A 13,221-nucleotide genomic window follows, 5' to 3' on the forward strand; every position below is an offset into this window, starting at 1 on the left:
GCTACGCAAGGCTGCGTCCAGCGGATATTCCGCGGTGAGTCTTGCTCGCAAGGCTCACGACGGGCCATACCGCCGTGGTTTCTTATTGTTTTTTAACGCTTCTTGCGGTTGGCCACGTGGATGGCGCCGCCATTTACGGCCAGGGCCGCTTCGTGCAAGGCTTCGGACAGGGTCGGATGGGAGAAGACCATCATGCCCAGATCTTCAGCGCTGGTGCCGAATTCCATGCCGATCGCGCCTTGCTGTACCAGCTCGGCAGCGCTTGGGCCAATGACGTGAACGCCCAATACGCGATCCGTCTTGGCGTCGGCGATGACTTTCACGAAACCACCGGTATCGTTGGCTGCCATGGCACGGCCGGAGGCTGCGAACGGGAAGGTGCCGACGTTAACTTCAACGCCTTCGGCTTTCAAGGCCTGCTCGGTCTTGCCAACCCATGCGATTTCCGGGTGGGTGTAGATAACCGAAGGGATCAGGTCGTAGTTCATCTGGGCTTTGTGGCCCTTGATGCGCTCGACGACCATGATGCCTTCTTCGGATGCCTTGTGTGCCAGCATCATGCCGCGAACCACGTCACCGATGGCGAAGACGCCCGGTACCGCGGTTGCGCACTGGTCGTCGACGGCGATGAAGCCACGTTCGTCGATTTCCACACCGCTGTCGGTAGCCAGCAGGTCGGTGGTCACAGGACGACGGCCGACCGCGACGATCAGTTTGTCGAAGGTGATGGTCTGTTCGCCGTTGGCGTCGGTGTAGGTCACCACGACTTCTTCGCCGTTGACCTTCGAACCGGTCACGCGCGCGCCCAGCTTGATGTCCAGGCCCTGTTTGGTCAGGGTTTTCAGCGCTTCCTTGGAAACCGCGGCGTCAGCGGCCATCAGGAAGGTATCGAGGGCTTCCAGTACGGTCACTTGCGCACCCAGGCGCGACCATACCGAACCCAGCTCGAGGCCGATCACGCCGGCACCGATCACGCCCAGGCGTTTCGGCACGGTCTGGAATTCCAGGGCACCGGTGGAATCGACGATCACGTTCTGGTCGACCGGAGCCGGTGGAATGTCGATCGGACGCGAGCCTGGCGCCAGGATGACGTTCTCGGCTTCGATCACTTCAACCGAACCGTCTGGCTTGGTCACTTCGACTTTCTTGCCCATCAGCAGCTTGCCGTGGCCCTGGATCGAGGTCACGCCGTTGGCCTTGAACAGGGTGGCAACACCGCTGGTCAGGTTCTTGACGATGTTGGCCTTGCGACCCACCATCGCCGGCACGTCCATCTTCACGTCGCCCGTGCTGATGCCGTGGATCGCGAAGCCGTCTTGGGCTTCGTGGAACTTCCAGGAGCTGTCCAGCAGCGCCTTGGAAGGAATGCAACCGACGTTCAGGCAAGTACCGCCGAGGGCCAGCTTGCCCTCCTTGTCGGTGTATTTCTCGATGCAGGCAGTGGTAAGGCCCAGTTGCGCAGCCTTGATGGCCGCTACGTAGCCGCCAGGGCCCGCACCAATCACTACCACGTCGAATTTCTGAGTCATGAGTCATTCCTTTTCGAATCAAACCGGACGGTCACTTGTGGTGACCGTCGTGGGACGAAACCGGTTGTTTCAGCAAGGGGCCGGTCACAACAGACCGGCCCTCGCGGCGAAAATCAGATATCCAGCAGCAGACGAGCCGGATCTTCAAGCAGGTTCTTGATGGTTACCAGGAACGTCACGGCTTCTTTACCGTCGATCAGGCGATGATCGTAGGACAGTGCCAGGTACATCATCGGACGAATCACGACCTGACCGTTGATCGCCATCGGACGCTGCAGAATGTTGTGCATGCCCAGGATAGCCGCTTGTGGCGGGTTGACGATCGGGGTCGACATCATCGAACCGAATGTACCACCGTTGGTGATGGTGAACGTACCGCCGGTCATCTCTTCGATGGACAGCTTGCCGTCACGGGCCTTCTTGCCGAAGGTGGCGATGCCGCCTTCGATTTCGGCCAGGCTCATCAGTTCGGCGTTACGCAGTACCGGAACCACCAGGCCACGGTCGCTGGAGACCGCAACACCGATGTCGGCATAGCCGTGGTAGACGATGTCGGAACCGTCGATCGACGCGTTGACGGCCGGGAAGCGTTTCAGCGCTTCGGTGGCAGCCTTGACGAAGAACGACATGAAGCCCAGGCGTACGCCGTTGTGGGACTTCTCGAACAGATCCTTGTACTTGGAACGCAGGGCCATGACTTCGGTCATGTCGACTTCGTTGAAGGTGGTCAGCATCGCCATGTTCGACTGTGCTTCAACCAGACGCTCGGCAACCTTGGCACGCAGGCGGGTCATCGGAACGCGTTTTTCAACGCGGTCACCGGCAGCGAACACCGGAGCGGCAGCGGCAGGTGCGGCAGGCTTGGCAGGTGCTGCGGCCGGAGCGGCTTTCTTGGCGGCAACGGCGGCTACCACGTCTTCCTTGGTCACGCGACCACCCTTGCCGGTGCCGGCAACGGAAGCGATGTTGATGCCGTTCTCTTCAGCCAGCTTGCGAGCAGCAGGCGCAGCCACTGGATCGTCTTCGCCAGCGGCGGCTGGAGCAGCAGCCTGGGCAGCGGCCGGTGCAGCAGCAGCGGCTGGAGCGGCGGCAGCAGCGCCGCCCTCTTCGATCGAGCCCAGGACCTGGTTCGACAGAACGGTAGCGCCCTCCTCGGCAATGATTGCGCCCAGCACGCCGTCAGCTTCGGCCAATACTTCCAGCACGACCTTGTCGGTCTCGATGTCGACGATCAGGTCGTCACGCTTGACGGCCTCGCCTGGTTTCTTGTGCCAGGTGGCAACGGTGCCATCGGCAACCGATTCCGGGAATGACGGGGCTTTGATTTCGATAGCCATTATCTGTGGGTCCTTAAAATTCGGTTTCAGTCAGCGCGAAGGCGTTAAACAGTGAAGGCATCTTGCAGCAGTTTTTCCTGCTGCTCGGCGTGCATCGACGCATAACCACACGCAGGTGCAGCGGAAGCATCACGGCCGGCATATTCCAGGCCCAGGGCCTTGTTATGGTTGCCAATGCTGCGACGCAGGTGATGCTGGCTGCTGTACCACGCGCCTTGGTTCATCGGTTCTTCCTGACACCACACCACATGAGTGAGGTTGGTGTAAGGCGCGATGGCCTCCATCAGGTCTTCTTCCGGGAACGGGTAAAGCTGCTCGATACGCACGATGGCGATGTCTTCACGGCCTTCGGCACGACGTTTTTCCAGCAGGTCATAGTAGACCTTGCCGCTGCACAGGATCAGGCGAGTCACCTTCGCCGCGTCCTGGGTATCGATTTCCGAAATAACGGTCTGGAAGGAGCCTTCGGCCAGATCCTCGAGCGTGGAGATCGCCAGTTTGTGACGCAGCAGCGACTTGGGTGTCAGCACGATCAGCGGCTTGCGCAGCGGACGGATGACCTGACGACGCAGCAGATGGTAGATCTGTGCCGGCGTCGTCGGTACGCAGACCTGGACGTTGTGCTCGGCACACAGTTGCAGGTAGCGCTCCAGACGTGCCGAAGAGTGCTCCGGCCCCTGCCCTTCATAACCGTGAGGCAACAGCATGGTCAGACCGCAGAGACGGCCCCACTTGTGCTCGCCGCTGGTGATGAACTGGTCGACTACTACCTGGGCACCGTTGGCGAAGTCGCCGAACTGGGCTTCCCAGATCACCAGCGCATTCGGCTCGGTGGTGGAGTAGCCATATTCGAACGCCAGGACGGCTTCCTCGGACAGCAGCGAATCGTACAGGTCGAAACGTGGCTGGCCTTTGTACAGGTGTTGCAGCGGGATGTAGGTGCTGGCGTCTTTCTGGTTGTGCAGCGCCGCATGGCGGTGCGAGAAAGTGCCGCGGCCTACGTCCTGGCCGGTGATGCGAATCGGGTGACCTTCGAACGCCAGGGTCGCGTACGCCATGGTTTCAGCGTAACCCCAGTTGATCGGCAGGCCGCCGGCTTGCATCTTCTGCCGGTCTTCGTAGATCTTCGAGACCTGGCGCTGAACCACGAAGCCTTCCGGTATTTCCAGCAGCTTGGCGGACAGTTCCTGCAGGGTCTTGAGGTCGAAACGGGTGTCGTGACGAGCGGTCCAGGCGTGGCCCAGGTAAGGACGCCAGTCCACGAACAGCTCTTTGTTCGGCTCTTTGACCAGGCTTTTTACAACGTGCAGGCCGTTGTCCAGGGCATTGCGATATTCATCGACTTTTTCCTGGACGCGCGCAGCATCCAGCACGCCACTCTGTGTCAGGCGCTCGGCATACAGCTCACGGGTGGTGCGCTGCTTGGCGATCTGCTGGTACATCAGGGGTTGGGTGCCGCTTGGCTCGTCGGCCTCGTTGTGGCCGCGACGACGGTAGCAGACCAGGTCGATCACCACGTCGCGCTTGTACTGCATGCGGTAGTCGATGGCCAACTGGGTCACGAACAGCACGGCTTCCGGATCATCGCCATTCACATGGAGAATCGGTGCCTGGATCATTTTCGCGACGTCGGTTGCGTACTCGGTGGAACGCGAGTCCAGCGGGTTGCTGATGGTGAAACCGACCTGGTTGTTGATAACGATGTGAACCGTACCGCCAGTCTTGAAGCCGCGGGTCTGCGACATCTGGAAGGTTTCCATGACCACGCCTTGACCGGCGAATGCCGCGTCACCGTGGATGGAAATCGGCAGGACTTTTTCACCGGTCGGATCATTGCGACGATCCTGGCGAGCACGGACCGAACCCTCGACCACCGGGGAAACGATTTCCAGGTGGGATGGGTTGAAGGCCATGGCCAGGTGCACTTCGCCACCTGTGGTCATCACGTTGGACGAGAAGCCCTGGTGGTATTTCACGTCACCAGAACCCAGTTCGACCTTCTTCTTGCCTTCAAACTCGTCGAACAGCTCGCGCGGGTTCTTGCCGAAGGTGTTGACCAGTACGTTCAGGCGGCCACGGTGAGCCATGCCGATGACAACTTCCTTGGTGCCGTAGGAACCGGAACGCTGGATCAGCTCGTCCAGCATTGGAATCAGGCTTTCGCCGCCTTCCAGGCCGAAACGCTTGGTGCCCGGGTATTTGGTACCCAGGTATTTCTCCAGACCCTCACCGGCGGTGACGCGCTCGAGCAAGTGGCTCTTGATGTCGGTGGAGTACGTCGGACGACCACGAACGCTTTCCAGACGCTGCTGGAACCACTGGCGCTGCTCGGAATCGGTGATGTGCGTAAATTCAGCGCCGATGGTGCGGCAATATGTCTGCTGCAACGCTTCGTGAATTTCGCGTAGGCTCGCTTCCTCTTTGCCGATGAACAGGTCGCCGGCACGGAAGGTCGTATCAAGATCGGCATTGGTCAAGCCGTAATGAGTGATCGACAGGTCTGCAGGTGCAGGACGCTGCCACAGCCCCAGCGGGTCGAGCTGGGCTGCCTGGTGGCCTCGCATCCGGTAGGCCTGGATCAGTCGCAGCACTTCAACTTGCTTCTTCTCGTGTTCACTGCTCACGCTGCCGGCAGAGACCGGTTGAGCGCGGCGCTGGTTCTTTGCCAGCAACACGAAATGATCGCGAATCGTCGAGTGCGAAACATCAGTGGCAGAGTTACCGTCAGCCGGCAACTTCTGAAAGTAGGTGCGCCATTCTTCTGGCACAGCGTTAGGGTCGTGCAGGTAGAGCTCGTAGAGCTCTTCCACATAGGCAGCGTTACCACCGGAGAGGTGGGCACTGTTCCACATGCGCTGCATCACGCTTTCTTGCATGCTTGGTCACCCTCGATTAGGGGAACACCACCGGCGAAAACACCGAGCAAACTTGCAGAAGTCCGAGTGCAGCGACTAAAACAAGCCACTTAGGATCACGCTGATAGTCCGGGTACCAGCCCGGATGCCCCTGCTTGTCTCATTTCTTCAAAATAAGAACTGCCGCTTTGTAAGCGGCTGTTCTGGTTATAGCCACGACGCGGGTTGAAGCCCGCGCCCTGGCCTTTACGGGTACAGCGGTTCTACGGGTACAGCAGCTGAATCACACGCCGCTCTGCAGCAGCATGTTACGTACGTGACCGATGGCCTTAGTCGGGTTCAGGCCTTTCGGGCAGACGTTGACGCAGTTCATGATCCCGCGGCAGCGGAATACGCTGAACGGGTCATCCAGTGCAGCCAGACGCTCGGACGTCTTGGTGTCACGGCTGTCTGCCAGGAAGCGGTACGCTTGCAGCAGGGCGGCCGGGCCCAGGAACTTGTCCGGGTTCCACCAGAAGGATGGGCACGAGGTCGAGCAGCAAGCGCACAGGATGCACTCGTACAGACCGTCGAGCTTTTCACGCTCTTCCGGAGACTGCAGACGTTCGATGGCCGGAGCCGGCGTATCGTTCTGCAGGTATGGCTTCACCTTCTCGTATTGCTTGTAGAAGATGCTCATATCGACGACCAGGTCACGGATAACCGGCAAACCAGGCAGCGGACGAACGATCAGCTTGTTGCCCTTGACCACGGCAGACAGCGGCGTGATGCAGGCCAGGCCGTTCTTGCCGTTGATGTTCATGCCGTCGGAGCCGCAAACGCCCTCACGGCAAGAGCGACGATAGGAGAAACCCTCGTCCTGCTCTTTGATCAGGGCCAGCACGTCCAGCACCATCAGGTCTTTACCACCGGTATCGACCTGGAAATCCTGCATGAACGGCGCAGCGTCCTGATCAGGGTTGTAGCGATAAACACTGACTTGCAACATAGCGGTCACCCTTAATAAGTCCGGACTTTTGGTTCGAAAGTCGGAACAGTCTTCGGCGAGAAGTTCACGGCACGCTTGGCGACGCGTTTTTCACCCGGGAAGTACAAGGTGTGGCACAGCCAGTTTTCGTCGTCACGGTCTTCGAAGTCTTCGCGAGCGTGGGCACCACGGGACTCTTTACGCACTTCTGCGGCGATGGCGGTGGCTTCGGCCACTTCCAGCAGGTTCTGCAGTTCCAGCGCTTCGATACGGGCAGTGTTGAACGCCTGCGACTTATCGTTGATCTTCACGTTGGCGATTCGCTCACGCAATTGCGCCAGCTGGGCAATACCCTTCTGCATGTATTCGCCGGTACGGAATACACCGAAGTAGTTCTGCATGCAGTTTTGCAACTCGCGACGCAGGGTCGCCACGTCTTCGCCTTCGTTACGCTCGTTCAGAGCGGACAGACGCGCCAGGGCGGCTTCGATGTTGGCGTCGGTGGCATCGTCATATTCGATACCGTCGGACAGCGCTTTTTCCAGGTGCAGGCCGGCAGCACGACCGAAGACCACCAGGTCGAGCAACGAGTTGCCGCCCAGGCGGTTGGCACCGTGGACCGATACGCACGCCACTTCACCCACTGCGAACAGGCCAGGGATGATTTCGTCCACGCCTTCGGCGTTCTGGGTGATCGCCTGGCCGTGAATGTTGGTGGCAACGCCGCCCATCATATAGTGGCAGGTTGGAACTACTGGAACTGGCGCGACGACCGGGTCGACGTGAGCGAAGGTCTTGGACAGTTCGCAAATGCCTGGCAGGCGGCTGTGCAGCACTTCCTCGCCCAGGTGGTCGAGCTTGAGCATCACGTGGTCGCCATTCGGACCGCAACCGTTGCCAGCGATGATCTCTTTAACCATCGAACGGGCAACCACGTCACGACCGGCAAGGTCCTTGGCGTTCGGAGCATAACGCTCCATGAAACGCTCGCCGTGCTTGTTGATCAGGTAACCACCTTCACCACGGCAACCTTCGGTCACCAGTACACCGGCGCCGGCGATGCCGGTTGGGTGGAACTGCCACATTTCGATGTCTTGCACCGGCACGCCAGCACGCAGGGCCATGCCGACGCCGTCACCAGTGTTGATCAGGGCATTGGTGGTGGATGCGTAGATACGGCCTGCACCGCCGGTCGCCAGTACGGTGGCCTTGGCGCGGATGTAGGTGGTTTCGCCGGTTTCGATGCAAATTGCGATCACACCGACAAAGGCACCGTCCTGGTTCTTCACCAGGTCAACGGCGTAGTACTCGTTCAGGAACGTGGTACCGGCCTTCAGGTTGCCCTGGTACAGGGTGTGCAACAACGCGTGACCGGTACGGTCGGACGCCGCGCAAGTACGCGCAGCCTGGCCGCCCTTGCCGTAGTCCTTGGACTGGCCACCGAACGGACGCTGATAGATACGACCCTGCTCGGTACGCGAGAACGGCATACCCATGTGGTCCAGCTCGAACACCGCGGCCGGGCCTTCCTGACACATGTATTCGATAGCGTCCTGGTCACCGATGTAGTCGGAACCCTTGACGGTATCGTACATGTGCCAGCGCCAGTCATCGTTCGGGTCGGCCGAAGCGATGGCGCAGGTGATGCCGCCCTGGGCGGAAACAGTGTGCGAACGCGTCGGGAAAACCTTGGTGATCACGGCAGTCTTGTGACCGCCCTGTGCCAGTTGCAGCGCTGCGCGCATGCCGGCACCGCCACCACCAATGATGATGGCGTCGAAAGAAATAGTTGGAATGTTAGCCATGGATCAGATACCCCAGAGAATCTGCACACCCCAGACGAAGTAAGCGAACATCGCAACGCCGCATACTGCCTGGAAGAGGAAACGTACGGCAGTCGCCGACTTGCCGAACGCCATTGGCGTCAGGTAGTCGGTCGCGATGGTCCACATGCCGACCCAGGCGTGAGCGCCCAGTGCGACAAGTGCCAGCAGACTGAAGATACGCATCCAGTTGTTTGCGAACAGTTCATGCCATTGGGCGTAGCCCAGGCCTGGGTTTGCTACGACATATCCGATCAGGAAGATGAAGTAAGCCGCGAGAACGACCGCAGACACACGCTGCGCCATCCAGTCATAGAGGCCCGAACGCGAAAGGTTCGTGACGTTGGTTACCATATCCAGACTCCTGCCAGAACGATCAGCACCGCAGACACGGCGATAATGATTTTCGAGCCCAGCTTGCCGCCTTCCAGCGTCTCACCGATGCCCATGTCCATGATCAAGTGGCGCACACCGGCAACCAAGTGATACAGCAAGGCGGACAGGATGCCCCAAATCACTAGCTTGGCTAGCGGACTGGTCAGACACGCTTTCACCTGACCGAAGCCTTCTTCCGAATCGAGCGACTTGTCCAATGCATAAAGCATGATGGCCAGGCTGACGAAGAGAATGACACCGGAAATACGGTGAAGAATGGACGTGTAAGCAGTGACTGGGAGTTTGATGGTCCTTAGGTCTAGGTTTACAGGTCGTTGGCTTTTCACGGCTTTTTTTTCACACTGAAGAGCCCCTAACAATCAGGGCAAAGTTGTTGGGGCGCGCACTGGTCAGGTACTCACCACCCAGGGAGTGACGACCCCCAAGAAAGCAGGCCCAAAAGCCCCTGGCGGTCGGTGGCCGAGTATAGACAGTTAGGCTACTAATGACAACGCGTTCACCTTCCCCTAATAGCGCATTGCACATATGAGGCAAAAGGCGTAAACGGCAGGCAATTTCGCGGAAAAAGTCCGGTTAAAGCCTTCTGGAGCAAGACTTTAGGCAAATTGACTTTCGAATTTATCTCACTATAGTGGTGCGGGCCCTGCGTGGGGGGTCTGTCTGATGATTTCAAGCATTAATAGGAGGCCACATGGCTGACAAAAAAGCGCAGTTGATCATCGAGGGCGCAGCCCCCGTCGAGCTGCCCATTTTAACCGGCACCGTTGGTCCCGATGTAATCGACGTACGGGGCCTGACGGCCACGGGCCGTTTCACCTTCGACCCAGGTTTCATGTCGACCGCCTCGTGCGAGTCGAAAATCACCTATATCGACGGCGACAACGGCATCCTGCTGCACCGCGGCTACCCGATCGAGCAACTGGCTGAAAAATCGGACTACCTGGAAACCTGCTACCTGCTGCTCAATGGCGAGCTGCCAACCGCAGAGCAAAAGGCCCAGTTCGTCAGCACCGTGAAGAACCACACCATGGTTCACGAGCAGTTGAAGACCTTCTTCAACGGCTTCCGTCGCGATGCCCACCCGATGGCCGTCATGTGCGGCGTTGTCGGCGCCCTCTCGGCCTTCTACCACGACTCCCTGGACATCAATAACCCCCAGCATCGCGAGATCTCGGCGATCCGCCTGGTGGCGAAGATGCCGACCCTGGCAGCCATGGTCTACAAGTACTCCATGGGCCAGCCCATGATGTACCCGCGCAACGACCTGACCTATGCAGAGAACTTCCTGCATATGATGTTCAACACCCCGTGCGAGATCAAACCGATCAGCCCGGTGCTCGCCAAGGCCATGGACCGGATCTTCATCCTCCATGCCGACCACGAGCAGAACGCCTCCACGTCCACCGTGCGCCTGGCCGGCTCCTCGGGTGCCAACCCGTTCGCCTGTATCGCTGCCGGTATCGCCGCACTCTGGGGCCCAGCCCACGGCGGTGCCAACGAAGCGGTACTGACCATGCTCGATGAAATCGGTGATGTCTCGAACATCGACAAGTTCATCGCCAAGGCCAAGGACAAGAACGATCCGTTCAAACTGATGGGCTTCGGTCACCGGGTCTACAAGAACCGCGACCCTCGCGCCACCGTCATGAAGCAGACCTGCGACGAAGTGCTCAAGGAACTGGGGATCAAGAATGATCCGCAACTCGAACTGGCCATGCGCCTGGAAGAGATCGCCCTGACCGATCCGTACTTCATCGAGCGCTCGCTGTACCCGAACGTCGACTTCTACTCGGGGATCATCCTCAAGGCGATCGGCATTCCAACCAGCATGTTCACCGTGATCTTCGCCCTGGCGCGGACCGTGGGCTGGATCTCCCACTGGAAGGAAATGCTCTCCAGCCCGTACAAGATCGGCCGCCCGCGCCAGCTGTACACCGGCTACGAGTCGCGTGACCTCACCAAGCTGGAAGACCGCAAGTAAGGCCTGCCTTGCGATAGGTTCAAAGCGGTACTGAAACAGCCCCTGCTTCTTATATAAGAGCGGGGGCTGTTTTGTTTGGGCCTCTTTTCATCTGATCCGGAAGCTGTATTGGCTGACCCGACGCCATCGCGAGCAAGCTCGCTCCCACAGAGTGAACGCATTCCAAGGTGGGAGCGGGCTTGCTCGCGAAGGCGTCATTACTCCCATCACCGTTATCGCGCACAAAAAAATACCCCAGCCTCTCGACCGGGGTATTTCTTCAAACACAACGCTTACAGCTTACTGGCGCATCAGTGGCTAACCGCCCCACTCGCCCCCAGGCCAGTCTGCGAACGCACGAACTGCGGGAAGAACAGCGCCCGCTCGTTTACCCCTTCAGCCGACTTGTCGGTGATGGAGAAGAACCAGATGCCGACGAAGGCGATGGCCATCGAGAACAGCGCCGGGTACTCATACGGGAAGATCGCCTTCTCGTGACCCATGATCTGCACCCAGATGGTCGGACCAAGCACCATCAGGCCCACGGCACTGACCAGGCCCAACCAGCCGCCAATCATGGCGCCACGGGTGGTCAGCTTTTTCCAATACATCGAAAGCAGCAGTACCGGGAAGTTGCAGCTCGCCGCGATGGAGAACGCCAGGCCCACCATGAACGCGATGTTCTGCTTCTCGAACAGGATGCCCAGGCCGATCGCCAGCACCGCCAGGGCGATGGTGGTGATTTTCGAGACGCGAATCTCGTCCTTCTCGTTGGCCTTGCCTTTCTTGATCACGCTGGCATACAGGTCATGGGACACCGCCGAGGCACCGGCCAGGGTCAGGCCCGCGACGACCGCCAGGATGGTGGCGAAGGCTACGGCCGAGATGAAGCCCAGGAAGATACTGCCGCCCACCGCGTTGGCCAGGTGCACCGCCGCCATGTTGTTGCCGCCAAGCAAGGCACCTGCCGCGTCCTTGAAGGCCGGGTTGGTGCTGACCAGCAGGATCGCGCCGAAGCCGATGATGAAGGTCAGGATGTAGAAGTAACCGATGAAGCCAGTGGCATACAGCACGCTCTTGCGCGCTTCCTTGGCGTCGCTCACGGTGAAGAAGCGCATCAGGATATGCGGCAGGCCAGCAGTACCGAACATCAGTGCCAGGCCCAGGGAGAAGGCCGAGACCGGATCCTTCACCAAGCCGCCAGGGCTCATGATCGCCTCGCCTTTAGGGTGCACCTTGATCGCTTCGGAAAACAGCATGTTGAAGTCGAAGTTGACGTGCTTCATGACCATCAGGGCCATGAACGATGCGCCCGACAGCAACAGCACCGCCTTGATGATCTGTACCCAAGTGGTAGCCAACATGCCGCCGAACAGCACATAAAGGCACATCAGGATACCCACCAGGACCACCGCGACGTGATAGTCCAGGCCGAACAGCAACTGGATCAGCTTGCCGGCACCGACCATTTGCGCGATCAGGTAGAACGCCACCACGACCAGCGAGCCGCAGGCGGACAGACTGCGGATCTGGGTTTGCCCCAGGCGATAGGACGCCACGTCGGCAAAGGTGTATTTACCCAGGTTGCGCAAGCGTTCAGCGATCAGGAACAGAATGATCGGCCAGCCCACCAGGAAGCCGATCGAGTAGATCAGGCCGTCGTAGCCGGAGGCGAACACCAGTGCGGAGATCCCCAGGAAGGACGCCGCCGACATGTAGTCGCCCGCGATGGCCAAGCCATTCTGGAAGCCGGTGATCTTGCCACCCGCTGCATAGTAGTCGGCCGCCGAATTGTTTTTCTTGGACGCCCAGTAGGTGATATATAAAGTCGCGCCGACGAAGACCACGAACATCAGGATAGCCGCGACGTTGAGGGGCTGTTTCTGCACGGCACCGGTCAGGGCTTCAGCCGCCCAGGCGCCCGGGGCGAACGCCGCGATGCTCAAAAGAGCCAGTAGACGCCGGATCATTGCTGAGCCTCCTTGAGAATCGCATTGTTCAGGTCGTCGAACTCGCCGTTGGCGCGCCGTACGTAGATGCCGGTCAGGACGAAGGCCGAGACAATCAGGCCGACACCGATGGGAATGCCCCAGGTGATGGTGGACTCAGGCGATATCTTGGCCCCGAGAATGTGTGGCCCGTAGGCGATCAGAAGAATGAAGCCGGAATACAGCCCAAGCATGATCGCCGAGAGAATCCAGGCGAACTTTTCTCTTTTTCTCACCAGCTCCTTGAAGCGCGGGCTGTTTTGAATAGAGAGGTAAATGCTGTCGTTCATTGTTTTTATCCTCGCAGCACAGATTTAATTGGAACGACCCTACTCTATGCGGCTCAAGGCCAGGTTCCAGACGACC

Annotated in this window: 10 protein-coding genes; 1 reads left to right on the top strand and 9 read right to left on the bottom strand. The window is 59.3% G+C overall.

What is annotated here, in order from left to right:
• Positions 1–92: 92 nt before the first annotated feature.
• The 7 genes from lpdA to sdhC all read right to left on the bottom strand — a co-directional run bounded on the left by lpdA (position 93) and on the right by sdhC (position 9,233).
• Positions 93–1,529: a dihydrolipoyl dehydrogenase gene (lpdA, locus tag AC09SL_RS15630; RefSeq protein WP_058544643.1), complete on the bottom strand. Its 1,437-nt coding sequence runs from the start codon at positions 1,527–1,529 to the stop codon at positions 93–95.
• Positions 1,530–1,642: 113 nt separating this feature from the next.
• Complete coding sequence (gene odhB, locus AC09SL_RS15635; protein WP_058544644.1) at positions 1,643–2,866, bottom strand: 2-oxoglutarate dehydrogenase complex dihydrolipoyllysine-residue succinyltransferase; 1,224 nt, start codon at positions 2,864–2,866, stop codon at positions 1,643–1,645.
• A gap of 44 nt (positions 2,867–2,910) precedes the next feature.
• Complete coding sequence (locus AC09SL_RS15640) at positions 2,911–5,742, bottom strand: 2-oxoglutarate dehydrogenase E1 component (RefSeq protein WP_058544645.1); 2,832 nt, start codon at positions 5,740–5,742, stop codon at positions 2,911–2,913.
• 262 nt (positions 5,743–6,004) lie between these two features.
• Positions 6,005–6,709 (bottom strand): succinate dehydrogenase iron-sulfur subunit, encoded by a 705-nt coding sequence (locus AC09SL_RS15645; protein ID WP_018610098.1) that lies wholly within the window; start codon positions 6,707–6,709, stop codon positions 6,005–6,007.
• An 11-nt stretch (positions 6,710–6,720) separates the two neighbouring features.
• A complete protein-coding gene (gene sdhA / locus AC09SL_RS15650; RefSeq protein ID WP_058544646.1) occupies positions 6,721–8,493 on the bottom strand; it encodes a succinate dehydrogenase flavoprotein subunit in 1,773 nt (590 codons plus the stop codon).
• 3 nt (positions 8,494–8,496) lie between these two features.
• Positions 8,497–8,865 carry a succinate dehydrogenase, hydrophobic membrane anchor protein gene (gene sdhD, locus AC09SL_RS15655; RefSeq protein WP_003204438.1) on the bottom strand — a complete coding sequence of 123 codons (369 nt, stop codon included), beginning with the start codon at positions 8,863–8,865 and terminating at the stop codon, positions 8,497–8,499.
• A complete protein-coding gene (gene sdhC / locus AC09SL_RS15660; protein WP_003179220.1) occupies positions 8,859–9,233 on the bottom strand; it encodes a succinate dehydrogenase, cytochrome b556 subunit in 375 nt (124 codons plus the stop codon). Before sdhC ends, sdhD begins: the two co-directional genes overlap by 7 nt.
• Positions 9,234–9,598: 365 nt before the next feature.
• Here sdhC and gltA point away from each other — a divergent pair, with 365 nt between their 5' ends.
• Positions 9,599–10,888: a citrate synthase gene (gene gltA, locus AC09SL_RS15665; protein ID WP_058544647.1), complete on the top strand. Its 1,290-nt coding sequence runs from the start codon at positions 9,599–9,601 to the stop codon at positions 10,886–10,888.
• A gap of 290 nt (positions 10,889–11,178) precedes the next feature.
• On the opposite strand, the gene AC09SL_RS15670 is transcribed toward gltA, so the two are convergent.
• Both AC09SL_RS15670 and AC09SL_RS15675 read right to left on the bottom strand, forming a co-directional pair.
• Positions 11,179–12,837, bottom strand: coding sequence for a cation acetate symporter (locus AC09SL_RS15670; RefSeq protein ID WP_058544648.1), 1,659 nt, complete (start codon positions 12,835–12,837; stop codon positions 11,179–11,181).
• Positions 12,834–13,145, bottom strand: a complete 312-nt coding sequence (locus AC09SL_RS15675) for a DUF485 domain-containing protein (protein WP_058544649.1) — start codon at positions 13,143–13,145, stop codon at positions 12,834–12,836. Before AC09SL_RS15675 ends, AC09SL_RS15670 begins: the two co-directional genes overlap by 4 nt.
• Between the last annotated feature and the right edge of the window lie 76 nt (positions 13,146–13,221).

The organism is Pseudomonas sp. PF05 (genome assembly GCF_056521845.1).

What these genes read in the sequence shown, in the direction of transcription:
- lpdA (WP_058544643.1), bottom strand. Translation starts at nt 1,529, where the DNA reads ATGACTCAGAAATTCGACGTGGTAGTGATTGGTGCGGGCCCTGGCGGC.
- odhB (WP_058544644.1), bottom strand. Translation starts at nt 2,866, where the DNA reads ATGGCTATCGAAATCAAAGCCCCGTCATTCCCGGAATCGGTTGCCGAT.
- AC09SL_RS15640 (WP_058544645.1), bottom strand. Translation starts at nt 5,742, where the DNA reads ATGCAAGAAAGCGTGATGCAGCGCATGTGGAACAGTGCCCACCTCTCC.
- AC09SL_RS15645 (WP_018610098.1), bottom strand. Translation starts at nt 6,709, where the DNA reads ATGTTGCAAGTCAGTGTTTATCGCTACAACCCTGATCAGGACGCTGCG.
- sdhA (WP_058544646.1), bottom strand. Translation starts at nt 8,493, where the DNA reads ATGGCTAACATTCCAACTATTTCTTTCGACGCCATCATCATTGGTGGT.
- sdhD (WP_003204438.1), bottom strand. Translation starts at nt 8,865, where the DNA reads ATGGTAACCAACGTCACGAACCTTTCGCGTTCGGGCCTCTATGACTGG.
- gltA (WP_058544647.1), top strand. Translation starts at nt 9,599, where the DNA reads ATGGCTGACAAAAAAGCGCAGTTGATCATCGAGGGCGCAGCCCCCGTC.
- AC09SL_RS15670 (WP_058544648.1), bottom strand. Translation starts at nt 12,837, where the DNA reads ATGATCCGGCGTCTACTGGCTCTTTTGAGCATCGCGGCGTTCGCCCCG.
- AC09SL_RS15675 (WP_058544649.1), bottom strand. Translation starts at nt 13,145, where the DNA reads ATGAACGACAGCATTTACCTCTCTATTCAAAACAGCCCGCGCTTCAAG.